The 24,112-nt window shown below is 60.9% G+C and carries 23 protein-coding genes; 15 read left to right on the top strand and 8 right to left on the bottom strand.

The window, feature by feature from the left end; translation table 11 throughout:
- Positions 1–138 precede the first annotated feature (138 nt).
- Complete coding sequence (locus E1K68_RS05115) at positions 139–1,080, top strand: AEC family transporter (RefSeq protein WP_003188544.1); 942 nt, start codon at positions 139–141, stop codon at positions 1,078–1,080.
- Between the two features lie 109 nt (positions 1,081–1,189).
- Here the strand turns inward: E1K68_RS05115 and E1K68_RS05120 are convergent, their stop codons facing one another.
- From E1K68_RS05120 to gatC, 6 genes are all read right to left on the bottom strand, one after another.
- Complete coding sequence (locus tag E1K68_RS05120) at positions 1,190–1,573, bottom strand: carboxymuconolactone decarboxylase family protein (RefSeq protein WP_003188545.1); 384 nt, start codon at positions 1,571–1,573, stop codon at positions 1,190–1,192.
- Positions 1,570–2,649, bottom strand: coding sequence for a calcium/sodium antiporter (locus tag E1K68_RS05125; RefSeq protein WP_057710927.1), 1,080 nt, complete (start codon positions 2,647–2,649; stop codon positions 1,570–1,572). The genes E1K68_RS05120 and E1K68_RS05125 overlap by 4 nt, the downstream gene beginning before the upstream one ends.
- A 26-nt stretch (positions 2,650–2,675) precedes the next feature.
- Complete coding sequence (locus E1K68_RS05130; protein WP_003188549.1) at positions 2,676–3,047, bottom strand: septal ring lytic transglycosylase RlpA family protein; 372 nt, start codon at positions 3,045–3,047, stop codon at positions 2,676–2,678.
- Between the two features lie 130 nt (positions 3,048–3,177).
- Positions 3,178–4,623, bottom strand: coding sequence for an Asp-tRNA(Asn)/Glu-tRNA(Gln) amidotransferase subunit GatB (gene gatB, locus E1K68_RS05135; protein ID WP_212613846.1), 1,446 nt, complete (start codon positions 4,621–4,623; stop codon positions 3,178–3,180).
- 10 nt (positions 4,624–4,633) lie between these two features.
- Positions 4,634–6,085, bottom strand: a complete 1,452-nt coding sequence (gene gatA / locus E1K68_RS05140) for an Asp-tRNA(Asn)/Glu-tRNA(Gln) amidotransferase subunit GatA (RefSeq protein WP_212613847.1) — start codon at positions 6,083–6,085, stop codon at positions 4,634–4,636.
- A 16-nt stretch (positions 6,086–6,101) separates the two neighbouring features.
- On the bottom strand, positions 6,102–6,389 hold the full coding sequence (gatC, locus tag E1K68_RS05145) for an Asp-tRNA(Asn)/Glu-tRNA(Gln) amidotransferase subunit GatC (RefSeq protein WP_003188556.1): 288 nt from the start codon (positions 6,387–6,389) through the stop codon (positions 6,102–6,104).
- Positions 6,390–6,599: 210 nt separating this feature from the next.
- On the opposite strand from gatC, the gene mreB reads away from it, so the two are divergent.
- The 8 genes from mreB (at position 6,600) to tldD (ending at position 17,779) form a co-directional block, all read left to right on the top strand.
- A complete protein-coding gene (gene mreB / locus E1K68_RS05150) occupies positions 6,600–7,637 on the top strand; it encodes a rod shape-determining protein MreB (protein ID WP_002555108.1) in 1,038 nt (345 codons plus the stop codon).
- 139 nt (positions 7,638–7,776) lie between these two features.
- On the top strand, positions 7,777–8,865 hold the full coding sequence (gene mreC / locus E1K68_RS05155) for a rod shape-determining protein MreC (protein WP_082628835.1): 1,089 nt from the start codon (positions 7,777–7,779) through the stop codon (positions 8,863–8,865).
- Complete coding sequence (mreD, locus tag E1K68_RS05160) at positions 8,865–9,353, top strand: rod shape-determining protein MreD (protein ID WP_003188558.1); 489 nt, start codon at positions 8,865–8,867, stop codon at positions 9,351–9,353. The genes mreC and mreD overlap by 1 nt, the downstream gene beginning before the upstream one ends.
- A 51-nt stretch (positions 9,354–9,404) precedes the next feature.
- On the top strand, positions 9,405–10,001 hold the full coding sequence (locus E1K68_RS05165; protein ID WP_003188560.1) for a Maf family protein: 597 nt from the start codon (positions 9,405–9,407) through the stop codon (positions 9,999–10,001).
- Positions 10,002–10,071: 70 nt separating this feature from the next.
- Positions 10,072–11,529, top strand: a complete 1,458-nt coding sequence (rng, locus tag E1K68_RS05170) for a ribonuclease G (RefSeq protein WP_003188562.1) — start codon at positions 10,072–10,074, stop codon at positions 11,527–11,529.
- A gap of 78 nt (positions 11,530–11,607) precedes the next feature.
- Positions 11,608–15,423 (top strand): YhdP family protein, encoded by a 3,816-nt coding sequence (locus E1K68_RS05175; protein WP_212613848.1) that lies wholly within the window; start codon positions 11,608–11,610, stop codon positions 15,421–15,423.
- Positions 15,424–15,471: 48 nt separating this feature from the next.
- Entirely contained in the window at positions 15,472–16,320 is an 849-nt protein-coding gene (locus E1K68_RS05180; RefSeq protein WP_137204034.1) for a carbon-nitrogen hydrolase family protein, read from the top strand.
- A 16-nt stretch (positions 16,321–16,336) separates the two neighbouring features.
- Positions 16,337–17,779 (top strand): metalloprotease TldD, encoded by a 1,443-nt coding sequence (gene tldD, locus E1K68_RS05185; RefSeq protein WP_003188566.1) that lies wholly within the window; start codon positions 16,337–16,339, stop codon positions 17,777–17,779.
- 45 nt (positions 17,780–17,824) lie between these two features.
- Here tldD and yjgA read toward each other — a convergent pair whose 3' ends face one another.
- Complete coding sequence (gene yjgA / locus E1K68_RS05190) at positions 17,825–18,346, bottom strand: ribosome biogenesis factor YjgA (RefSeq protein ID WP_003188568.1); 522 nt, start codon at positions 18,344–18,346, stop codon at positions 17,825–17,827.
- 108 nt (positions 18,347–18,454) lie between these two features.
- Here yjgA and pmbA point away from each other — a divergent pair, with 108 nt between their 5' ends.
- The 6 genes from pmbA to E1K68_RS05220 all read left to right on the top strand — a co-directional run bounded on the left by pmbA (position 18,455) and on the right by E1K68_RS05220 (position 23,707).
- Complete coding sequence (pmbA, locus tag E1K68_RS05195) at positions 18,455–19,801, top strand: metalloprotease PmbA (RefSeq protein ID WP_212613849.1); 1,347 nt, start codon at positions 18,455–18,457, stop codon at positions 19,799–19,801.
- 146 nt (positions 19,802–19,947) lie between these two features.
- Entirely contained in the window at positions 19,948–20,343 is a 396-nt protein-coding gene (locus E1K68_RS05200) for a hypothetical protein (protein ID WP_003188570.1), read from the top strand.
- Positions 20,336–21,712, top strand: a complete 1,377-nt coding sequence (locus E1K68_RS05205; RefSeq protein ID WP_192002448.1) for a class II fumarate hydratase — start codon at positions 20,336–20,338, stop codon at positions 21,710–21,712. Before E1K68_RS05200 ends, E1K68_RS05205 begins: the two co-directional genes overlap by 8 nt.
- A 27-nt stretch (positions 21,713–21,739) precedes the next feature.
- Entirely contained in the window at positions 21,740–22,168 is a 429-nt protein-coding gene (locus tag E1K68_RS05210; protein WP_003188573.1) for a hypothetical protein, read from the top strand.
- A 1-nt stretch (position 22,169) separates the two neighbouring features.
- Positions 22,170–22,781 carry a superoxide dismutase gene (locus E1K68_RS05215; protein WP_034134872.1) on the top strand — a complete coding sequence of 204 codons (612 nt, stop codon included), beginning with the start codon at positions 22,170–22,172 and terminating at the stop codon, positions 22,779–22,781.
- Positions 22,782–22,813: 32 nt separating this feature from the next.
- Positions 22,814–23,707 (top strand): ZIP family metal transporter, encoded by an 894-nt coding sequence (locus E1K68_RS05220; protein WP_034134873.1) that lies wholly within the window; start codon positions 22,814–22,816, stop codon positions 23,705–23,707.
- Between the two features lie 122 nt (positions 23,708–23,829).
- On the opposite strand, the gene E1K68_RS05225 is transcribed toward E1K68_RS05220, so the two are convergent.
- Positions 23,830–24,102: an HPr family phosphocarrier protein gene (locus E1K68_RS05225; protein ID WP_003188577.1), complete on the bottom strand. Its 273-nt coding sequence runs from the start codon at positions 24,100–24,102 to the stop codon at positions 23,830–23,832.
- Positions 24,103–24,112 lie beyond the last annotated feature (10 nt).

The following is a 24,112-nucleotide window of genomic DNA, read 5'->3' on the forward strand; positions in this document are numbered from 1 at the left end:
ATTCAGTTAACACGCGTTATCGTTGACGTTTTTCGCGAGCAAGCTCGCTCCTACATTTGAAGTGCGTTGCCCACACGAACCCGCTCGTACTGGCTTATCATTAGCCAACTAACGACGCCCACCAAGGTTCTCCCCGGCATGCTGGCAATCTTCCTCACCACCCTCACCATCACCGCGCCGGTGTTTGCCATGCTGTTCCTGGGCGTGTTTCTAAAGCGCATCAATTGGATCAACGACAACTTTATCCACACCGCATCGTCCCTGGTGTTCAACGTTGCCATGCCGGCGCTGCTGTTCCTGGGCATTCTGCATGCCGACCTGCACTCGGCGCTCAAACCGGGGCTGCTGATCTACTTTTGCGTCGCCACCTTGGTGAGCTTTGCCATGGCCTGGGGCTGGGCGATCTTTCGTTGCAAGCGCGAAGACCGAGGCATCTACGCCCAGGGTGCGTTTCGTGGCAATAACGGGGTCATCGGCCTGGCGCTGGCGGCCAGTATGTACGGCGACTACGGCATATCCCTGGGCGCGATCCTCGCCGCGCTGGTGATCCTCTTTTACAACACGCTGTCGACCATTGTGCTGGCGGTGTATAGCCCGGTGATCAAGTCCGACCCGTGGAGCATCTTCAAAAGTGTATTGGCCAACCCGCTGATTATCAGCGTGATCGTCGCCACGCCGTTCGCGTACTTCCAGATCGGCGTGCCCGGCTGGCTTGAGAAATCCTTGCAGTACCTGTCCGACACCACGCTGCCGTTGGCGTTGATTTGCATCGGCGGCACCTTGTCCATGGCCGCGTTGCGCAAGAGCGGCAACATGGCGTTGAGCGCAAGCCTGATGAAGATGATCTGGCTCCCGGTGATCGCGACTCTGGGCGCGTGGTTGCTGGGGTTCCGAGGGCCGGAGTTGGGGATTCTGTTCCTGTATTTCGGCGCGCCGACTGCGGCCGCGAGCTTTGTGATGGCTCGGGCGGCGGAAGGGAATCATGAACTGGCGGCGGCGATTATCGTGATCACCACGCTGATGGCGGCGGTGACCACGAATATCGGGATTTTTGTGTTGCAGGCGGGTGGTTGGATCTGAAATAGGCGGGCAGCTTAAGGCCCCATCGCAGGCAAGCCAGCTCCCACACTTGAAGGTATTCACACATCCACATGTGGGAGCTGGCTTGCCTGCGATAGCTATCTGGCAGTCACTGCTGATCGGCCTGATACGCCTCAATCACTTCCTGCGCCGCCCGAAATGCATCAATCGCCGCCGGCACCCCGGCATACACCGCGCAATGCAGCAGCGCTTCGCGAATCTCTTCAACCGTACAGCCATTATTCAGCGCACCGCGCACATGCCCCTTGAGTTCCTGCGAGCACTTGAGGGCGGTGAGGGCGGCGAGGGTGATCAGGCTGCGGGTCTTGAGTGGCAAGCCTTCGCGGTTCCAGACGCTGCCCCACGCGTGCTCATTGACGAAGTCCTGCAGCGGTTGGGTGAACGCCGTTGCATTGCCCAGGGCGCGGTCGACGAACGCATCGCCCATGACTTGGCGACGCACTTCAACCCCTGGCTTTTTCTGATCGGTCATTGCGATTCCCTCTTGTGTTGGCGGTGCCAGGCGCGCAGTGAGGTGAATAACAGCAGAGCGCCTAACGCCGGCAGGACGTAATACAGCATCAATTGTTCAAGCTTGTTGGCCAGCGGCATGCCGGTGGTGAACGCCATCACATGCAGGCCGTAGGCCAGGTACAGCCCCAGCAGCACCACCCCTTCGATGCGTGTTACCCGGTAGCCGGTATAGAACACCGGCAGGCACAGGATGATGGCGCCGAGCATCACTGGTAAATCGAAGTCCAGGGCGTTGGGCGATACCGACAGCGGTGTCGGCGCCACCAGGGCGGTAAAACCCAGCACGCCGAGCAGGTTGAACAGGTTGCTGCCGATCACGTTGCCCACGGCGATCTCCCGTTCGCCACGCAAGGCGGCGATCAGCGACGTGGCCAGGCACGGCAGCGAGGTGCCGACGCCGATCAACGTGAGGCCGATGACGCGCTCCGATAATCCGAGATCGCCCGCCACCTCAACCGCTGCGCCGAGCAACAAATGCCCGGCCAGCACCAGCACCAGCAAGCCGCCGAGCATCAGCAGCACACTGCTCAGCCATGGCGCTTTGGCCACGGTGTCGAGGGTGCGCGGGCGGCGGGAGTGGCGTGTCTGGTAATGCAATACGCCCAGGTAAGCCAGCAGCGCCACCAGCAGCACGGCGCCATCGAAGGGCGTCAGCATTTCATTGGCGGCCAGGATAAACACCAGCAGGCCGGCGACGATCATCACCGGGATATCCACGCGCACCAGCTGCCGCGAGACTCGCAGTGGAATGATCAGTGCGGACAAGCCCAGGGTCACGAGGATATTGAAGATGCTGCTGCCGATGACGCTGCCTACGGCAATGTCCGTGTTGCCAGCCAGCGTGGCCTGCAGGCTGACGGTCATCTGTGGCGCACTGCTGCCGAAGGCGACGATGCTCAAGCCGATGATCAGTGGCCGCACCTTGAGGCTGGCCGCCAGGCGCACCGCAGCGCGCACCAGGATTTCAGCGCCGACGATCAGCAAGATCAGGCCGCCCACCAGTTCGAGCAGGCTCCAGGGCGATAGGGCGTTCAATCCGAAAATGCTCAAGGCTGCCTCGATCAGTTGTTCAGGGCTTGCACGCGAACCCGCGCGGTACCGCTGCTCAGCATGCGCAGTTGCTCGGCAGCCTTGCGTGAAAGGTCGATCAGGCGGCCACGGGTATGCGGGCCGCGATCATTGATACGCACCACGACAGAACGGTTGTTGTCGAGGTTGGTCACCTTGACCTGGGTGCCGAAGGGCAGGCGCCGATGGGCGGCGGTCAAGGCGTTCTGGTTGAAAGGTTCACCGCTGGCAGTTCTCTTGCCATGGTGCTTGGCGCCGTAATAGGACGCGGTGCCGGTTTCGTCGTAGCCGTTGGGGTCGATGAGGCCGCTGGCGCAACCGGCCAGCAGGGAGGACAAGGCCAGGAGGCCGAGTAGACGCTTCATTTCAAGATGTCCCCGTTGGATCGTTCCCACGCTCTGCGTGGGAATGCAGCTGGTGACGCTACGCGTCACAAAAGCGGACGCGGAGCGTCCCGTGAGACGTTCCCACGCAGAGCGTGGGAACGATCATGGATCAGCCTTCGAGCTTGCTTTTGAGCAGTTCGTTCACCTGTTGCGGGTTGGCTTTGCCCTTGGAGGCTTTCATCGCCTGGCCGACAAAGAAGCCGAACATCTTGCCGCGCTTGGCTTCGTCTGCCGCGCGGTATTGCTCGACCTGCTCGGCATTGGCCGCGAGCATTTCATCGAGTACGGCCGAGATGGCGCCGCTGTCGGTGACTTGCTTGAGGCCACGCTTCTCGATGATCTCGTCGGCATTGCCTTCACCGACGGCCATCGCTTCGAACACAGTCTTGGCAATTTTGCCGGAGATGGTGTTGTCCTTGATGCGCAGCAGCATGCCACCCAGTTGTTCGGCGGTGACCGGCGCTTCGTCGATTTCCAGGCCCTGTTTGTTCAACAGGCTGCCCAGCTCGACCATCACCCAGTTGGCCGCCAGCTTGGCGTCGCCGGCAATGCTCACGACTTTTTCGAAGTAGTTGGCTTGTTCGCGGCTGGAGGCCAATACGCTGGCATCGTAGACCGACAGGCCGAACTGTTCCTGGAAGCGTTCGCGTTTTTGCTGCGGCAGTTCCGGCAGGGTGGCGCGGATGTCATTGAGGAAGGAATCCTCCAGCACCACCGGCAACAGGTCCGGGTCGGGGAAGTAGCGGTAGTCGTTGGCTTCCTCTTTGCTGCGCATGGCGCGGGTTTCGTCTTTGTTCGGGTCGTACAGGCGCGTTTGCTGGATCACCTTGCCGCCGTCTTCGATCAGCTCGATCTGGCGACGTACTTCGCTGTTGATCGCCTTCTCGATGAAGCGGAACGAGTTGACGTTCTTGATCTCGCAGCGGGTGCCGAACTCAACCTGACCCTTGGGGCGGATCGACACGTTGCAGTCGCAACGCAGCGAGCCTTCGGCCATGTTGCCGTCGCAGATGCCCAGGTAGCGCACCAGCGCGTGGATGGTCTTGACGTAGGCCACGGCTTCCTTGGCGCTGCGCATGTCCGGCTCGGACACGATCTCCAGCAGCGGCGTGCCGGCACGGTTCAGGTCGATACCGGTCGCGCCCGGGAATTCTTCGTGCAGGCTTTTGCCGGCGTCTTCTTCCAGGTGCGCACGGGTGACGCCGACACGCTTGATGGTGCCGTCTTCCAGGGGAATGTCCAGGTGGCCCTTGCCGACAATCGGCAGTTCCATCTGGCTGATCTGGTAGCCCTTGGGCAGGTCCGGGTAGAAGTAGTTCTTGCGCGCAAACACGTTGTGCTGGCCTATCTCGGCGTCAATCGCCAGGCCGAACATCACCGCCATGCGCACCGCTTCCTGGTTCAGCACCGGCAGCACGCCGGGCATGCCCAGGTCTACCAGGCTGGCCTGGGTATTGGGCTCAGAGCCGAACGTGGTGGCGCTACCGGAGAAAATCTTCGATTGGGTGGCGAGCTGGGTATGAATCTCCAGCCCGATTACAACTTCCCATTGCATAGTGTTCTCCTCAGAAGCCGGTAGGGGTGCGGGTGTGCCAGTCGGTGTTCAACTGGTACTGGTGCGCCACATTGAGCAGGCGGCCTTCCTGGAAATACGGGGCGAGCAATTGTACGCCCACCGGCAGGCCATCGACGAAACCTGCGGGCATGGACAAGCCCGGCAAGCCCGCGAGGTTGGCGGTGATGGTGTAGAGGTCTTCCAGGTACTCGGCGATCGGGTCGCCGGTCTTGGCGCCGATCTTCCACGCCAGGTTCGGCGCGGTCGGGCCGAGGATCACATCGACTTCTTCAAAGGCGGCCATGAAGTCGTTCTTGATCAGGCGACGGATTTTTTGCGCCTTGAGGTAGTACGCGTCGTAGTAGCCGGCCGACAGGGCGTAGGCGCCGACCATGATCCGGCGCTGCACTTCACTGCCGAAGCCTTCGCCACGGGAGCGTTTGTACAGGTCGGTGAGGTCTTTCGGGTTTTCGCAGCGATAGCCGAAGCGCACGCCGTCGAAACGCGACAGGTTGGAAGACGCCTCTGCTGGCGCGATCACGTAGTAGGCGGGAATCGCATGCTGGTTGTTCGGCAGGCTGATTTCCTTGATCACGGCGCCAAGTTTTTCCAGCTCTTTGATGCTGTTTTGCACCAGATCGGCGATACGCGGGTCGAGGCCGGCGCTGAAGTATTCCTTCGGCACGCCGATGCGCAGGCCCTTGATCGAGGTGTTCAGGCTGGCGCTGTAGTCCGGCACGGGCTCGTCGATGCTGGTGGAGTCCTGTTTATCGAAGCCTGCCATGCCTTGTAACAATATTGCGCAGTCTTCAGCGGTGCGTGCCAACGGGCCGCCCTGATCGAGGCTGGACGCATAGGCAATCATGCCCCAGCGAGACACACGACCGTAGGTCGGCTTCAGGCCGGTGAGGTTGGTGAAGGCCGCTGGCTGGCGGATCGAACCGCCAGTGTCGGTGGCGGTAGCGGCGGGCAGGAAGCGCGCGGCCACGGCCGCCGCCGAACCACCGGACGAACCACCCGGCACGTGTTCAAGGTTCCACGGGTTTTTCACCGCGCCGTAGTAGCTCGACTCGTTGGCCGAGCCCATGGCGAATTCGTCCATGTTGGTCTTGCCCAGGGTCACGGTACCGGCAGCGGCCAGCTTGGCGACCACAGTGGCGTCGTAGGGCGCCTTGAAGTTGTCGAGCATCTTCGAGCCGCAGCTGGTGCGAATGCCCTGGGTGCAGAACAGGTCCTTGTGGGCGATCGGTGCGCCAAGCAGCGCGCCGTTCTCACCGTTGGCGCGACGGGCGTCGGCGGCCTTGGCCTGGCTCAGGGCCAGCTCCTCGGTGAGGCTGATGAAGCTGTTGACCTTCGGATCGAGCGCGGCGATACGCGCCAGCAAGGTCTGGGTCAGCTCTTCGCTGGAAAACGATTTGTCGGCGAGACCGCGGGCGATCTCGGCCAGAGTCATGTGATGCATGAAAGGCTCTTTCCCTTTAGTCGATGACTTTCGGAACCAGGTACAGGCCGTTTTCGACCGCTGGCGCGATGGACTGGTAGGCCTCGCGATTATTGCGTTCGGTCACGACGTCTGCGCGCAGGCGCTGGCTGGCTTCCAGTGGGTGAGCCAGGGGCTCGATGCCGTCGGTATTCACGGCTTGCATTTGGTCGACCAGCCCGAGAATGCTGTTCAGGGCTGCGGTGGTCTGTGGAAGATCGGCATCATTAAGGCCAAGCGAGGCCAAATGTGCGATTTTTTCCACGTCGGAGCGTTCAAGCGCCATGGGATTCTCCAGTGGAAAACAGAACGGAGGGCGTCCGTGTGTTAGATTGTCGGAACACTACCGCATTTCTACGGTCATAAGGCCGCGATTGTGGGGGTTGGTGCACAGAAAGTCGGCCAATTTAGCACATTGGCGCCTTGCCCAAAATCCCTGTCGTTGTTAGAGTTTGCCGCACTTTTTTACCCACGCGTTGCCTAGGGTCCTTTCCCCATGTTCAAGAAACTGCGTGGCATGTTTTCCAGCGATCTCTCCATTGACCTGGGCACTGCCAACACCCTTATTTACGTGCGCGAGCGCGGTATCGTTCTGAATGAGCCATCGGTTGTGGCCATTCGGACCCATGGTAATCAGAAAAGTGTCGTTGCCGTTGGCACCGAGGCCAAGCGCATGCTCGGCCGTACACCAGGCAATATTGCTGCCATTCGTCCGATGAAGGATGGCGTGATCGCCGATTTCAGCGTCTGCGAAAAGATGCTGCAGTACTTCATCAACAAAGTTCACGAAAACAGTTTTCTGCAGCCCAGCCCTCGCGTGCTGATCTGCGTTCCGTGCAAGTCCACCCAGGTTGAGCGTCGCGCCATCCGTGAATCGGCCCTTGGCGCCGGTGCCCGTGAAGTCTTCCTGATCGAAGAGCCGATGGCCGCTGCGATCGGTGCCGGCCTGCCGGTTGAAGAAGCACGCGGTTCGATGGTGGTGGATATCGGTGGTGGTACCACCGAAATCGCCCTGATTTCCCTGAACGGTGTGGTGTATGCCGAATCCGTACGCGTGGGCGGTGACCGTTTCGACGAAGCGATCATCACGTATGTGCGTCGTAACTACGGCAGCCTGATCGGCGAATCCACCGCCGAGCGCATCAAGCAGGAAATCGGCACCGCTTACCCAGGCGGTGAAGTGCGCGAAGTCGATGTGCGCGGTCGCAACCTGGCCGAAGGCGTTCCACGTGCCTTCACCCTGAACTCCAATGAAGTGCTGGAGGCTCTGCAAGAGTCCCTGGCCACCATCGTTCAGGCGGTGAAAAGCGCCCTGGAGCAATCGCCGCCGGAGCTGGCTTCCGATATCGCCGAGCGTGGCCTGGTACTGACCGGTGGTGGCGCCTTGCTGCGCGACCTCGACAAGTTGCTGGCCCAGGAAACCGGCCTGCCGGTGATCGTCGCCGAAGACCCGCTGACCTGTGTTGCCCGTGGCGGTGGTCGTGCGCTGGAAATGATGGATAAACACACCATGGACCTGCTCTCCAGCGAATAAGATTGCCTGGATGGTTCATGCTTCGTCGGCAGGCAGCACTTTGCAGTGCTGCCTGTTGGCGTTTATCTTCTTCAATCTGCATCCAGGCCGGTTTGATGCCGTATGAATAAAGAGAACATTTGCCTGGGAGGAGCGGCTTATTAAACCGCTTTTCGCCAAAGGCCCCTCATTGGGTGTGCGCTTATTGGTGCTGACCGTGCTTTCGGTCGCGCTGATGGTGGTCGATGCCCGCTTTGCACTGCTCAAGCCGGTGCGTAGCCAGATGTCGCTGGTGTTGATGCAGACCTACTGGATCACCGACCTGCCGCAACGTCTATTCCAGGGTGTGTCCAGCCAATTTGGCAGCCGCACCGAACTGGTCGCCGAGAACGAAAAACTCAAGACTGAAAACCTGCTGTTGCAGGGGCGCATGCAAAAGCTGGCGGCCCTCACCGAGCAGAACGTTCGGCTGCGCGAGTTGCTCAATTCTTCCGCGCTGGTCAACGAAAAGGTCGAAGTGGCCGAACTGATCGGCATGGACCCCAACCCCTTTACCCACCGCATCATCATCAACAAGGGTGAGCGCGACGGTGTGGTGCTTGGACAGCCGGTGCTCGACGCCCGTGGCCTGATGGGCCAGGTGGTGGAGTTGATGCCCTACACCTCGCGGGTGCTGTTGCTGACGGACACCACCCACAGCATCCCGGTACAGGTCAACCGTAACGGCCTGCGCGCGATTGCCAGCGGCACCGGCAACCCGGAACGCCTGGAGCTGCGCCATGTGGCCGACACTGCGGATATCAAGGAAGGCGACCTGCTGGTCAGTTCTGGCCTGGGCCAGCGCTTCCCGGCGGGTTATCCGGTGGCGACGGTCAAGGAAGTGATCCACGATTCCGGCCAGCCGTTCGCTATCGTTCGGGCGGTACCGACTGCCGCGCTGAACCGCAGCCGTTACCTGCTGTTGGTGTTCAGCGACAACCGCACCCCGGAAGAGCGCGCCAACGACGCCGCCCAGGCCCAGGAAGCGGAAGACCAGCAGAATGGTACCGCGCCTATCGTGCCGGCCACGGTGCCGAAACCGGCTTTCGTCGGTCCGCCTGCCCCTGCGGCAACAACTGCACCGGCACCGGCGGCAACGCCCGCTCAACCGGCAGCGCACAACGCGCGCCCGGCTAAGCCGGCTGTAGCCAAACCCCCGGCCACTGCGCCGAGCACCGCTCCGACCACCACACGGCAGAGGGAGCAATAATGGCCGGTACTCATTCACGCAATGGCTGGATCGTCTGGCTGACCTTCGCCATCGGCTTGCTGCTCAGCGTTTCGCCGCTGCCGCAGTTTATGGAAATCCTGCGCCCGCTCTGGCTGGCCTTGTTGCTGGCGTTCTGGTCATTGAACCTGCCGCACAAGGTGGGCATGGTCACGGCGATGTGCCTGGGGTTGGCCGAAGATGTGCTGTATGGCACCTTGCTGGGCCAGAACGCGTTGATCCTCACCCTGATTACCTTTCTGGTGCTGTCGTTGCAACAGCGCTTGCGCATGTTCCCGATGTGGCAGCAGTGTTTGGTGATCCTGGTGATCTTCGGCCTGGCGCAGTTGGTGCAACTGTGGCTCAGCGCGTTGACTGGCAACCGCCAGCCGACCCTGGCGCTGGTCTTGCCGGCGCTGGTCAGCGCCTTGTTGTGGCCCTGGATCAGTTTTGGCCTGCGTGGGCTGCGTCGTCGCTATAAAATCAATTGAATGGATTGCGAGGCTCTGCCTGGTTATCGAACCCCACAGGGAGAGGCTGCAATGAATTCGCTTTATCTGGCCTCGGGCTCCCCGCGGCGACGTGAACTGCTGGTCCAGATCGGTGTGCCCTTTACCCTGGTCAGCGCCGCTATTGATGAAACGCCCCTTAACAACGAACCTGCCGTTGCCTATGTCGAGCGCCTTGCGCGGGGCAAGGCGACGGCGGGTTTTGTTGCGCTTGGCCACACCTCAAACACCTGCGTGCTAGGGGCCGACACGGCGGTGATTGTCGACGGGCGGATCCTGGGCAAACCGGTGGACCAGGCTGATGCACTGGCCATGCTGATGGCCCTTTCCGGCCGCGAGCATGAAGTGCTTACCGCCATTGCCCTGACCGACGGCCAGCAATGTGAAACCCGATGTGTCAGCAGCCGTGTACGTTTCCGCGAGGTTTCTGTGCAGGAGGCTACCACCTACTGGCACAGTGGCGAACCGCAGGACAAGGCTGGCGGCTATGCTATCCAAGGGCTGGGTTCGGTGTTTGTGGCCGGGCTTAATGGCAGTTATTCCGCCGTGGTGGGCCTGCCAGTCTGCGAAACCGCGCAACTGCTCGCCCAATTCGGCATACCCTGTTGGCAAAACCTTACCGTGTGCTGAACGCCGTATTCCAGCGCCAAGCCTTAAGCGACCGGTCACTATTGTGAAAACGCCTGAACGAGACCCAGCCATGAGTGAAGAGATTCTGATCAATATCACGCCGATGGAATCGCGCGTGGCGGTGGTAGAGAACGGTGTTCTGCAAGAAGTGCATGTCGAGCGCACCCAGAAGCGCGGGATCGTCGGCAATATCTACAAAGGCAAGGTGGTGCGCGTATTGCCGGGCATGCAAGCGGCCTTCGTCGACATCGGCCTGGACCGTGCAGCGTTTATCCATGCCTCGGAAATTTCCCTGCGCGAAGGCCCTGCGGTGGAAAGCATCAGCGCCCTGGTGCACGAAGGCCAGAGCCTGGTGGTGCAAGTCACCAAGGACCCTATCGGTTCCAAGGGCGCCCGCTTGACCACCCAGCTGTCGATTCCCTCGCGCTACCTGGTGTACATGCCGCGCACCGCCCATGTGGGCATTTCCCTGAAGATCGAAGATGAAGCCGAGCGCGAGCGCCTGAAGAAGGTGGTCAGCGACTGCGTCGCCGCCGAGGGCATCAAGGAAGCGGGTGGGTTTATCCTGCGCACCGCCGCAGAAGGCGCTGGCGCGGATGAAATCCTCATGGATATTCGCTACCTGCGGCGCCTGTGGGACCAGATCGACGCACAGATCAAGACCATCGGCGCGCCCAGCGTCATCTATGAAGACCTCGGCCTGGCGCTGCGCACGCTGCGCGACCTGGTCAGCCCGAAGATCGAGAAAATTCGCATCGACTCGCGGGAAACCTTCCAGCGCACCACGCAATTTGTCGCTGAGTTGATGCCAGAAATCGCCGATCGCCTGGAACACTACCCCGGCGAGCGGCCGATATTCGACCTGTATGGCGTCGAAGACGAAATCCAGAAAGCCCTGGAACGCAAGGTGCCACTCAAGTCCGGCGGCTACCTGGTGGTAGACCCGGCAGAAGCCATGACCACCATCGACGTCAATACCGGCGCATTCGTGGGCCATCGCAACCTTGAAGAGACCATCTTCAAGACCAATCTCGAGGCGGCTACCGCTATTGCCCGCCAACTGCGCCTGCGCAACCTGGGCGGCATCATCATCATCGACTTCATCGATATGGAAGATGAAGAGCACCAGCGCCAGGTGCTGCGTACGCTTGAGAAGCAACTGGAACGCGATCACGCCAAGACCAACATCATCGGCATCACCGAGCTGGGCCTGGTGCAGATGACCCGCAAGCGCACGCGCGAAAGCCTTGAGCAGGTACTGTGCGAACCGTGCAGCAGCTGCCAGGGCCGCGGCAAATTGAAGACCCCGGAAACGGTTTGCTACGAGATTTTCCGCGAGATCCTGCGCGAGGCACGCGCCTACCAGGCCGAAGGTTATAGAGTACTTGCCAATCAGAAGGTGGTGGATCGCCTGCTGGACGAAGAGTCCGGTAACGTCGCCGAACTGGAAAGTTTTATCGGTCGCACCATTCGCTTCCAGGTCGAAACCATGTATTCACAGGAACAATACGACGTGGTGTTGCTCTGATCCCCAGCTGTGCACTTTCTTCGAGACCGGCAGACCTTGATCTGCCGTCCGCTAACTGTTTTTTGAGGGTCGCCTGACATGGAGCGTCTGATACGCTTTTTTGCCGCTTTGACCCGTTGGGGCCTGGGCCTGTGCGCCTTGTTGCTGGTATTGGCAGCGGTGTACGTGAGCCTGGGGCGCGAACTCACCCCGCTGGTGGCCGAATACCGCGCCGAAGTCGAAGCCAAGGCTCAGGCGGCGCTGGAGACGCCGCTGCATATCGGTAGCCTTGAAGGCCGCTGGAGCGGGTTTGCCCCGGTATTGCTGGCTCACGACGTCATGGTCGGCGAGGGTAGCAGTGCCTTGCGCCTGGACCAGGTGGAAGTGGTGCCGGATATATGGGCCAGCCTGTTGGCCCGCGAAGTGCGCATCGCTCATCTGCAAGTCAGTGGCCTGCAACTGAGTGTCAAGGAAGACCAGGACGGCCGCTGGACCCTGCAAGGCTTGCCGGTGCAGGACGACCAGCCGTTGGACCCGCAGCAACTGCTGACGCGCATGCAAATGGTCAAGCGCGTGTCGGTGCTGGACAGCCAGGTGACCCTGCAACCGTTCGACCAGGCGCCGGTGACCGTGACCTATGTGGGCCTGAGCCTGCATACCGGCATGAGCCAGCAGCGTCTGGACGCTCGCCTGACCTTGCCCGATGGCCAACCGTTGGCCGTCAGCCTGCGTAGCCGCATTCGCGCCAGCCAGTGGCAAGACGCTGAGGTCGATGCCTACCTGAGCCTGCCGCAAAGCGACTGGGCCAAGTGGATTCCCGCGAGGCTGACCCAGCAATGGAAGCTGACGCAATTGAAGGCCGGCGGCGAGTTGTGGCTCAGTTGGGCCAAGGGTACGGTGCAAAGCGCGGCGGTACGCCTCAATTCGCCCCAAGTGAAGGGCAGCTACGCCGACCGTAAGCCGGTACACCTTGAAAACCTGGCCCTGACCGCCTACCTGAAGCGCAGTGACACTGGCCTCAAGGTGCTGTTCGATTCCCTGGCGATGAACATTGGCGAAACCCGTTGGGAGTCGCGTCTGCAATTGCAGCAAAGCCTGGCCACCGACAAGGAGCAGGAAGTGTGGAAGTTGCAGGCCGATCGTCTCGACCTCACTCCCATCACACCGCTGCTCAACGCCTTGGCACCGCTGCCGGACGGCTTTGCCAAGGCCGTCGAACACCTCAAAGCCACCGGCCTGTTACGCAATGTGCTGGTGGACTTCCGACCACAAGACACCACTGACCGCAAACTCAGTTTTGCCGCCAACCTGGAGCGTGTCGGCTTCGATGCCTACTTTGGCGCGCCGGCCGCACGCAATGTGTCCGGCAGCATCAGTGGCGACCTGGGCCAGGGCGAGTTGCGCATGGACAGCAAGGACTTTTCCTTGCATCTGTATCCGATCTTCGCCAAACCTTGGCAGTACATCCAGGCCAATGCGCGCCTGACCTGGAAGCTGGACAAGCAAGGCTTCACCCTGATTGCCCCGTATATCAAGGTACTGGGCGAGGAAGGCAAGGTGGCGGCGGACTTCCTGATTCGCCTGCATTTCGACCACAGCCAGGAAGACTACATGGACCTGCGGGTCGGCATGGTCGATGGCGATGGCCGTTTCACTCCCAAGTACCTACCGGCCGTGTTGAGCCCGGCGCTGGATGAATGGCTGCGCACGGCGATCCTCAAGGGCGCGGTGGACGAAGGCTTCTTCCAGTACCAGGGTTCGCTGAGCCACAATGCGCTGCCGGCGTCGCGCAATATCAGCCTGTTCTTCAAGGTGCATGATGCCGAACTGGCCTTCCAGCCCGGCTGGCCTCATGTGAACAAGGTCAATGGTGAAGTGTTCGTCGAGGAAAGCGGCGTACGCATCCTGGCGAGCAAGGGCCAGTTGCTCGACACCCAGGTCAAGGATGTCTACGTCAATATCCCCCACGCCCCAGCGGGCGGGGACAGTCATCTGCTGCTCACGGGCGGGTTCTCCGGCGGTTTGGGCGACGGCCTGAAGATCCTTCAAGAAGCCCCTATCGGCACGGCGCCTACGTTCGCCGGTTGGAAAGGCGAGGGCGACCTGCAAGGTAGCCTGGACCTGGACGTACCGCTGGCCAAAGGCACTGAGCCCAAGATCGTGGTGGACTTCAAGACCGACAAGGCGCGCCTGCAATTGGCGGAACCGCCCCTGGAACTGACCCAGCTCAAGGGTGATTTTCGCTTCGACAGCGCCAAGGGCCTGAGCGGGCAGAAGATTTCGGCCCAGGCGTTCGACCGCCCCATCACGGCGCAGATTTTTGCCGAAGGCAAGCCGGGTAATATCAGCACTCGCGTGACCGCCAATGGTCAGGTCACCGTCAAGCGCCTCACGGACTGGTTGAAAATCAGCCAGCCGTTGCCGGTCTCCGGCGATATTCCCTACCAGTTGCAAGTGATCCTCGACGGCGCAGACAGCCAGTTAATGGTCAATTCCAACCTCAAGGGTGTCGCGGTGGACCTGCCGGCACCGTTCGGCATGCCGGCCAGCCAGGGACGTGACAGCACCTTTCGCATGACTTTGCAGGGCGCTGAGCGCCGTTACTGGTTTGATTACGGCGAGCTGGCTAACTTCACCTTTGCTGCGCCGCCGGACAAGTTCAATGATGGCCGCGGCGAACTGTTCCTAGGCGATGGTGATGCCGTGCTGCCGGGGGCCAAGGGCCTGCGCATTCGTGGCGTGCTGTCGGAACTGGATATCGATCCCTGGAAGAAACTCGTGGATCGCTACGCGGGCAATGATCCAGGTGGCAATGCCAAGCAACTGCTCAGCGGTGCGGACTTCAAGGTGGGCAAGCTGACCGGGTTTGGTACCCAGTTTGACCAGGTCAGCTTGCAGCTCGATCGCAAACCAGCGGCCTGGGGCCTGCAACTCGATAGCCAGCAAGCCAAGGGCACGGTGAACCTGCCGGACGCCAAAGGCGCGCCGATTGCAGTCAACCTCAAGTATGTGAAATTGCCTGCGCCAGACCCAACCGCGCAGGCGGACGAAAACGCGCCGGACCCGCTGGCCGATATCGACCCCAAGAGCATTCCGGCCCTGGATATTGCCGTCGACCAATTGTTCCAGGGCTCGGACCTGATCGGCGCCTGGTCGCTGAGAATCCGCCCGACCGCCAAGGGCCTGGCTTTCAATAACCTCGACCTTGGCCTCAAGGGCATGTTGCTCAAGGGCGCCGGGGGCTGGGAAGGTGCGCCAGGCGCCAGCAGCAGTTGGTACAAGGGCCGCCTCGACGGCCGTAACATTGCCGACGTGCTCAAAGGGTGGGGTTTTGCGCCTACGGTGACCAGCGAAGACTTTCATCTGGACGTGGATGGCCGCTGGCCGGGTTCACCGGCCTGGGTCGGGCCCAAGCGCTTTTCCGGCAGCCTGGATGCTGCGTTCCGTAAAGGTCAGTTCGTCGAAGTGGAGGGCGGGGCCCAGGCATTGCGAGTGTTTGGCCTGCTTAACTTCAACTCCATTGGCCGGCGTTTGCGTTTGGACTTTTCCGACTTGTTCGGCAAGGGTTTGAGTTATGACCGGGTCAAAGGCTTGTTGGCCGCCAGTAATGGTGTGTTCGTGACCCGCGAGCCCATCACCATGACCGGGCCTTCCACCAATCTTGAGCTTAACGGCACCCTGGATCTGGTTGCCGATCGCGTCGACGCCAAGTTGCTGGTCACCTTGCCTGTGACCAACAACCTGCCGATTGCGGCGCTGATTGTCGGTGCACCGGCCATTGGTGGTGCGCTGTTTTTGATCGACAAGCTGATCGGTGACCGGGTTTCGCGCTTTGCCAGTGTGCAATACAAGGTGCAGGGCCCTTGGAAGGATCCGAAAATCACCTTCGACAAGCCATTTGAAAAGCCAAACTGAGAGCCTGTGGAGTAGCATGGCCCCATGCCCTGTATGGAGTGTCGGCCCATGTCCTTTGCGGTAATTCAAATGGTCAGCCAGAGTGACGTGCTGGCCAACCTCGCCCAGGCGCGTCGCCTGCTGGAACAGGCGGCGGCCGGCGGCGCGAAACTCGCGGTGCTGCCAGAGAATTTCGCCGCCATGGGGCGCCGCGATGTGGCCGACATTGGCCGCGCCGAGGCGTTGGGCCAAGGGCCTGTGCTGCCCTGGTTGAAACAGGTCGCCCGCGACCTCACCTTATGGATAGTGGCCGGCACATTGCCGTTGCCGCCCCAGGACCAGCCCCACGCCAAACCCAATGCTTGCTCGCTGCTGATCAACGATCAGGGTGAAATCGTCGCTCGCTACGACAAACTCCATCTGTTTGATGTGGACGTAGCGGACGCTCGCGGTCGTTATCGCGAATCTGACGACTATGCTTTCGGTAACCAGGTGGTGGTGGCGGATACGCCGGTGGGCCGTGTGGGGTTGACGGTGTGTTACGACCTGCGTTTCCCGGAGCTGTACAGCGAGTTGCGCGCGGCGGGGGCTGAACTGATTACCGCGCCTTCGGCTTTCACGGCGGTGACCGGGGCTGCGCACTGGGATGTGCTTATTCGTGCGCGGGCCATTGAAACCCAGTGCTACTTGCTGGCGGCCGCCCAGGGTGGTGTGCATCCAGGGCCACGGGAAACTTTTGGCCACGCAGCGATTGTCGACCCTTGGGGCCGAGTGCTGGCGCAACAGGATCAAGGCGAAGCGGTGTTACTGGCCGAACGCGATAGCAGTGAACAGGCGTCGATACGGGCGCGCATGCCGGTGGCCAATCACCGGCGCTTTTTCTCGCAGGGCGCGCAGCGGCCTGCTTCAGAACGATGAATTTAAGGCCAAACCTATGAGCGAGTTGTTGTCCTCAGTCAGTGATCACCTCCTGGCACCCGGTGGCGTGACCATCGAAAGCCTGCAAACCGTGCTCGGCGATCTGGCCGGGCCGGGTATCGATGCGGCTGACCTGTATTTCCAGGGGCAGATTTCCGAGTCATGGGCGCTGGAAGATGGGATCGTCAAGGAAGGCAGTTTCAACCTTGACCAGGGCGTAGGCGTTCGCGCGCAATCGGGTGAGAAGACCGGCTTTGCCTACAGCAATGCGATCACCCTGGAGGCCTTGGGCCTGGCGGCGCGTGCCGCCCGTTCGATTTCCCGTGCCGGCCAGAATGGCACGGTGCAGGCATTCAGTACCCAGGACGTGGCCCAGTTGTATGCGCCGGATAACCCCTTGGAAGTGATCAGCCGTGCGGAAAAAGTCGAGCTGCTCAAGCGTATCGACGCAGCTACCCGCGCTCTGGACCCGCGTATCCAGCAAGTGACCGTAAGCATGGCCGGCGTGTGGGAGCGCATCCTCGTGGCGTCCACCGACGGTGGGCTGGCGGCGGATGTGCGGCCGCTGGTGCGTTTCAATGTGAGCGTGATCGTCGAACAGAACGGGCGCCGCGAGCGCGGTGGCCATGGCGGCGGCGGGCGCACCGACTACCGTTATTTCCTCGCTGACGACCGTGCCATGGGCTATGCCCGTGAGGCGCTGCGCCAGGCATTGGTCAACCTGGAGGCGATACCGGCACCGGCCGGCACCTTGCCGGTGGTGCTGGGCTCGGGTTGGTCTGGCGTGTTGCTCCACGAAGCCGTGGGCCATGGCCTGGAAGGCGATTTCAACCGCAAGGGCAGTTCCGCCTATAGCGGGCGCATGGGCGAAATGGTTGCGTCCAAGCTGTGCACCATTGTCGATGACGGCACCCTGGCTGGCCGCCGTGGTTCGCTGAGTGTCGATGACGAAGGTACGCCGACCGAATGCACCACCCTGATCGAGAACGGCGTGCTCAAGGGCTACATGCAAGACAAGCTCAACGCCCGCCTGATGGGCGTGGCGCGCACCGGTAATGGTCGCCGTGAATCCTATGCGCACCTGCCAATGCCGCGTATGACCAACACCTACATGCTCGGTGGCCAAAGCGATCCGGCAGAAATCATTGCCTCGGTCAAACGCGGTATCTACTGCGCCAACCTCGGCGGCGGCCAGGTTGATATCACCAGCGGCAAGTTCGTGTTCTCCACCAGCGAGGCGTACCTGATCGAAGACGGCAAGATTACCGCGCCGGTCAAAGGGGCGACGTTGATTGGTAACGGGCCGGAAGCCATGAGCAAAGTGTCGATGGTCGGTAACGACCTGTCGCTGGACAGCGGCGTGGGCACGTGCGGCAAGGATGGGCAGTCGGTGCCGGTAGGTGTCGGCCAGCCAACCTTGAAAATTGATGCGATTACCGTGGGTGGCACGGGATCGTAGGAACCGGAGCTTCGGGTGGCGAAGACCGCCACCCGGGGAAGAGGATCAGCGCAGGCCGCGTTGAGTCTCGTCCAGCTCACGGATGTACTTGAAGATTTTACGGCTGGTGGCTGGCGCCTTGTTATGCGCCAGCTCGTGCTGAGCCTGACGGATCAGGGAGCGCAATTGCTGGCGGTCCGCGTCCGGGTAGTCCAGTACGAATTTCTCCAGCACCGCGTCATCGCCCGAGATCAGGCGGTCACGCCAACGTTCCAGGTTGTGGAAGCGTTCGTTGTACTGGCGAGTGGAGGCATCGGTTTGATCGAGCAAAGTCAGAATGGCGTCAATGTCTTGATCGCGCATCAGTTTGCCGATAAACGAGATGTGCCGTTTACGCGCGATATTCGCGGTGTGCTTGGGCGCATCCGCCAGGGCCCGACGCATTTCGTCGGTCAGTGGCAGTTTGGCAACCAAATCCTTTTTGAGCGTTGTAAGGCGCTCGCCAAGGTCAACCAGAGCATGCAGCTCGCGTTTGACCTGGGTTTTGCTTTTCTCCCCATCGAGGGAGTCGTCGTAAGAATCAACCATGGTGGCAGTCCGCAAAGAAACGCCGCCATGATAACCAGTCGGGGGCCGCTTGTCCGGCCCGGTCGCTCGATGGCCATTACCGAAAGCAGAATTTGAGTGGAGAAAACCATGAGTGCAGCCCAAAGCGTCGGTCCACAAGCGTTACCGGCACTGCAGGAACAAGTCGAGCAGATCCTTGCCGAAGCCAAGCGCCAAGGGGCCAGCGCCTGTGAAGTGGCGGTGTCGCTGGAGCAAGGCTTGTCGACTTCGGTGCGCCAGCGGGAAGTGGAAACGGTCGAATTCAATCGTGACCAAGGGTTTGGCATTACCTTGTACGCGGGCCAGCGAAAAGGCTCGGCCAGCACTTCCGCCAGTGGCCCTGAGGCGATTCGCGAGACCGTCGCCGCGGCACTGGCGATTGCCAAGCACACGTCCGAGGATGAAAGCTCGGGCCTGGCCGACAAAGCGCTGATGGCCAAGGAAGTGCAGGATTTCGACCTGTTCCATGCCTGGGATATTACCCCTGAGCAAGCCATCGAGCTGGCGCTGACCTGCGAAGCGGCAGCCTTCGATGCCGATGCCCGCATCAAGAATGCGGACGGCACCACCTTGAGCACCCATCAGGGTTGTCGCGTCTACGGCAACAGCCATGGCTTTATCGGTGGTTATGCCTCCACGCGTCACAGCCTCAGTTGCGTGATGATTGCCGAAGCCAACGGGCAGATGCAGCGTGATTACTGGTACGACGTAAACCGCCAAGGCGATTTACTGGCAGACCCTGCAAGCATTGGCCAGCGTGCGGCGCAACGGGCTGCGAGCCGCCTGGGCGCGCGCCCGGTGCCGACCTGCGAAGTGCCTGTGCTGTTTTCCGCAGAGTTGGCCGGTGGTTTATTCGGCAGCTTCCTGGGGGCGATTTCCGGAGGCAACCTGTATCGCAAGTCTTCGTTCCTGGAAGGCGCCATCGGCCAGAAGCTGTTTCCTGAGTGGCTGACCATCGACGAGCGCCCGCATTTGATGCGCGTCATGGGCAGTTCGTCGTTCGACGGCGATGGCTTGGCGACCTATGCCAAGCCGTTTGTCGAGAAAGGTGAGCTGGTGTCTTATGTGCTGGGCACTTATGCCGGTCGCAAGTTGGGCCTGCCCAGTACCGCCAACGCGGGCGGCGTTCATAACCTGTTCGTGACCCATGGCGATGAAGACCAGGCCGCGTTGTTGCGGCGTATGGGGCGTGGGTTGCTGGTGACTGAATTGATGGGCCATGGCCTGAACATGGTCACCGGTGACTACTCGCGCGGTGCGGCGGGCTTCTGGGTGGAGAACGGCGAAATTCAGTTCGCCGTCCAGGAAGTGACCATCGCCGGCAATATGCGCGATATGTTCAAGCAGATCGTTGCCGTGGGTAACGACCTGGAACTGCGCAGCAATATCCGTACGGGTTCGGTGCTGATCGAACGCATGACGGTCGCTGGCAGCTAATCCTCCAGCACGTCCTCAAAAGGCGCGCCATCGCAAGATGGCGCGCCTTTTTTATTGCAGCTCTTTTCGCAGGATCAATAGGCCACTCTTGTTTTGATTCTCAATATCATTTAATAATAAATATCATTACCGAGTGAGTGTGGCTCATGAGTTCTGTCCTGCATGAGGATCCCTATCTGGAAAGCTGGCGTTGGATGAGCCGCCAGATTCGCTGTGGCCTGGATCCCAATGAACCCCGCCTGATCGAGCATTACCTGAACGAAGGTCGGTACTTGGCGTGTTGCACCGCAACCCATCCGTGGACGATCGCCGAAACCTCATTCCGCTTGCTGATCGACACCGCCGCTGATGTCGCCTTGCCCTGGCATTGGCGCTCCCTGTGCCTGGACCAGGCCTGGCGGCCACTGCGCGACCTGGAAAAACTCTCCCACTGTGCCTGCCGCCTCAAGCGCTGGCAGACCTTTGCCTGGCAATTGGCGAGCTGCGAATTACTGCCTTCGATTTCCGTTTCTGACTTGGTGCAAGGATCTAATGATGAGTAACACCCGTATCGAACGCGACAGCATGGGCGAACTGCATGTGCCGCAAGAAGCTTTGTATGGCGCACAAACACAGCGTGCGGTGAACAACTTTCCGATCAGTCATCAACCCATGCCGGCGCAATTCATCCGCGCCCTGATCCTGGCCAAGACCGCCGCCGCGAAGGTCAACGTCGACCTCAAGCAAATCAGCGAAGGGCAGGGCAAGGCCATTGTCGATGCCGCCCAAGGCCTGCTGGAAGGCGACTACATGCAACACTTCCCGGTGGATATCTTCCAGACCGGCTCCGGCACCAGCTCCAACATGAACGCCAATGAAGTGATCGCGACGCTTGCCAGCCGTTTGCTGGGCGAGGCGGTTAACCCCAACGATCATGTGAATTGCGGCCAGAGCAGCAACGACATCATCCCCACCACCATCCACGTCAGTGCCGCGTTGGTGCTGCATGAGCAAACGCTGCCGGCCCTGCTGCATCTGGTGCAGGTCATCGAGCAAAAAGCCGAGGCAGTTCACCCGTTCATCAAGACCGGCCGCACGCATTTGATGGACGCCATGCCGGTGCGCATGAGCCAGGTGCTCAACGGCTGGGCGCAGCAGCTCAAGGCCAATATCGGCCACTTGCAGGACCTGCTGCCGGCGCTGCAAGCACTGGCACAGGGCGGCACGGCGGTCGGTACCGGGATCAACGCGCACCCCGAGTTTGCCGGGCGCTTCAGCCAGCAACTGAGCCTTTTGACCGGGGTGAAGTTCACCCCTGGCAAGAACCTGTTCGCGCTGATTGGCTCCCAGGACACCGCCGTTGCAGTCTCTGGCCAGTTGAAAGCCACGGCGGTGTCACTGATGAAGATCGCCAATGACCTGCGCTGGATGAACTCCGGCCCATTGGCTGGCCTCGGTGAAATCGAACTGGAGGCGCTGCAGCCGGGCTCGTCGATCATGCCGGGCAAGGTCAACCCGGTCATCCCGGAAGCGACCGCCATGGTGGCTGCCCAGGTCATCGGCAATGACACAGTGATCACCGTGGCCGGCCAATCGGGCAACTTCGAGCTGAATGTGATGCTGCCGATCATTGCCCAGAACCTGCTCAGCAGCCTGGAGTTGCTGGCCAATGCCAGCCGGTTGCTGGCGGACAAGGCCATTGCCAGCTTCAAGGTCAACGAACCCAAGCTCAAGGAAGCGCTGTCACGCAATCCGATCCTGGTCACCGCACTTAACCCGATCATCGGCTACCAGAAAGCCGCTGAAATCGCCAAGAAGGCGTATCAGCAAGGCCGCCCGGTGATCGAGGTCGCCCTCGAACATACCGACCTGCCGCGCAGCCAACTGGAAGTCCTGCTGGACCCGGAAAAGCTCACGGCTGGCGGCGTGTAATCAACGACCCTGCTTTGGAGGCTCACCATGGAGCACTGGAAACGCACGATCGAACGGGCCAATCGCTGCTTTATGGCGGGTGAGCTGGTTGACGCTCGCGAGGCCTATCTGCAAGCCCTGGCCCTGGCCCAAGTGTTGTTCGAACGCTGGGCGGATGCTGACGAAGCGGTGGCCGCTTGCGTCATTTCCCATCACAACCTGGCAGACCTGCACTTGCGTCTGAACCAGCCTGAGGAAAGCGCGGAATACCTGTGCGCTATTCATCAGCGCCTTTTGCAGACCATGCAGGACCCGCGCCTCAGCCCGTCATTGCGCGAGGCCGCGCTGCGCCAGAGCAGCAAGACCTACGTCGAGCTGCTGAATTTCATCAGCGATCACGGCGAATACCCACGCACTCATCGGCTACTGGGCAGTGCTGCGACGCCAACGTCCACGTCCCACTATGGAGCACATTGATATGACCTATACCTTGCCGGCCTTGCCTTACGCCTACGACGCCCTCGAGCCGCATATCGACGCGCAAACCATGGAAATTCACTACACCAAGCACCACCAGACCTACATCAATAACCTCAATGCTGCGGTCGAGGGCACTGAGTTCGCCGGCTGGCCGGTGGAGAAGCTGGTGTCCAGCGTCCAAACATTGCCGGAGAAATTACGCGCTGCCGTGGTCAACCAAGGAGGCGGGCATGCGAACCACTCGTTGTTCTGGGCAGTCATGTCACCGACAGGGGGCGGCAAACCCGATGGCGCGCTGGGTAAGGCTATCGACGAGCAATTGGGTGGTTTCGACAGCTTCAAGGAGGCGTTCACCAAGGCGGCGTTGACGCGTTTCGGCAGCGGCTGGGCCTGGTTGAGCGTTACGCCGCAGAAAACGCTGGTGGTGGAAAGCAGCGGCAACCAGGACAGCCCGCTGATGAGCGGCAATACACCCATCCTCGGTCTGGACGTCTGGGAACACGCTTACTACCTGCAATATCAAAACCGACGACCCGAGTACATCAATGCCTTTTACAGCGTCATCAACTGGCCGGAAGTTGCCGCGCGCTATCAGGCGGCCTTGGCCTGACACTCACTCCATAACAAGATCTAAGGCCGACTATGGGCACTCAAACACTGGCGATCGGTAGCGTACGAATGTTTCGTTATGCGTTTGGCACGCTGCTGCTATTGGCAGGTACTGCGTTATTGGTGGCCCATGGGCTGGCCTGGTTGAACCTGGAACCGCGCATTCTGCGTGCTTTGCAGGGCGGGGCGATCTGCGCGCTCGGCACCGCGCTGGGGGCGGTGCCGGTGTTGGTGATTCGGCGCATGCCGATGGCGCTGAGCGATACCCTGCTGGGCTTTGGGGCTGGTGTGATGCTGGCGGCGACCGCGTTTTCCCTGGTCGTGCCGGGTATCGCGGCTGCTGAAAGCCTGGGGCTGTCACCCTGGGGCGCCGGTGGCCTGATCAGCTTCGGCATCATGCTCGGAGCGTTCGGCCTGTACCTGGTGGACCGCAAGGTCTCTGGCGCCAGCCCGGAAATGCTGGTGGGTACAGCGGATAAGCCGGTTATCCCGCCGCGTATTTGGTTATTCGTGTTTGCCATCATTGCGCACAACATTCCTGAAGGCATGGCTGTGGGTGTTTCGGCGGGCGGAGGCATGACGGATGCCGACAGCCTCGCCATGGGCATTGCCCTGCAGGATGTCCCCGAAGGGCTGGTGATTGCGTTGGTATTGGCGGGAGCGGGAATGTCGCGGGTCAAGGCCTTCCTGATTGGCGCTGCATCGGGCTTGGTTGAACCGGTATTTGCGGTGCTCTGCGCATGGCTGGTGAGCCTTGCCGAAGTGCTATTGCCGTTGGGTTTGGCGCTGGCCGCCGGGGCAATGTTGCTGGTGGTGACTCATGAAGTCATCCCCGAATCGCGCCGCAATGGCCATGAAAAGCTCGCCAGCCTTGGGCTATGCCTCGGGTTTTGCCTGATGATGGTGATGGATACGGCGTTGGGCTGAGGATGGCTTTATCTATGTAGGAGCGAGCTTGCTCGCGAAGAACGCAAGAGCACCGCGTTAAACAACGATGCCCGCGTTATCGTTGACGTTTTTCGCGAGCAAGTTCGCTCCTACAGTAGGGGTTACTCGCCTTCGTCGAAGTAGTTGTTGATCAACTCGACCAGCGCGGCCATTGCTTCGTCTTCTTGCTCACCTTCGGTGCTCAGGTGGATCTTGGTGCCTTTCCCGGCCGCCAACATCATCATCGCCATGATGCTCTTGCCATCGACCATGGACTCTGGCGTACGCCCAGCACGGATCTGGCAGGGGAACTGCCCGGCCACGCCGACGAATTTAGCCGACGCCCGGGCGTGCAGGCCCAGCTTGTTGATGATTTCAATTTCCAGAGCAGGCATCGCGCAGGTG

This window comes from Pseudomonas sp. B2021 (genome assembly GCF_018135665.1).
Classification (GTDB): Bacteria; Pseudomonadota; Gammaproteobacteria; order Pseudomonadales; family Pseudomonadaceae; genus Aquipseudomonas; species Aquipseudomonas lactis.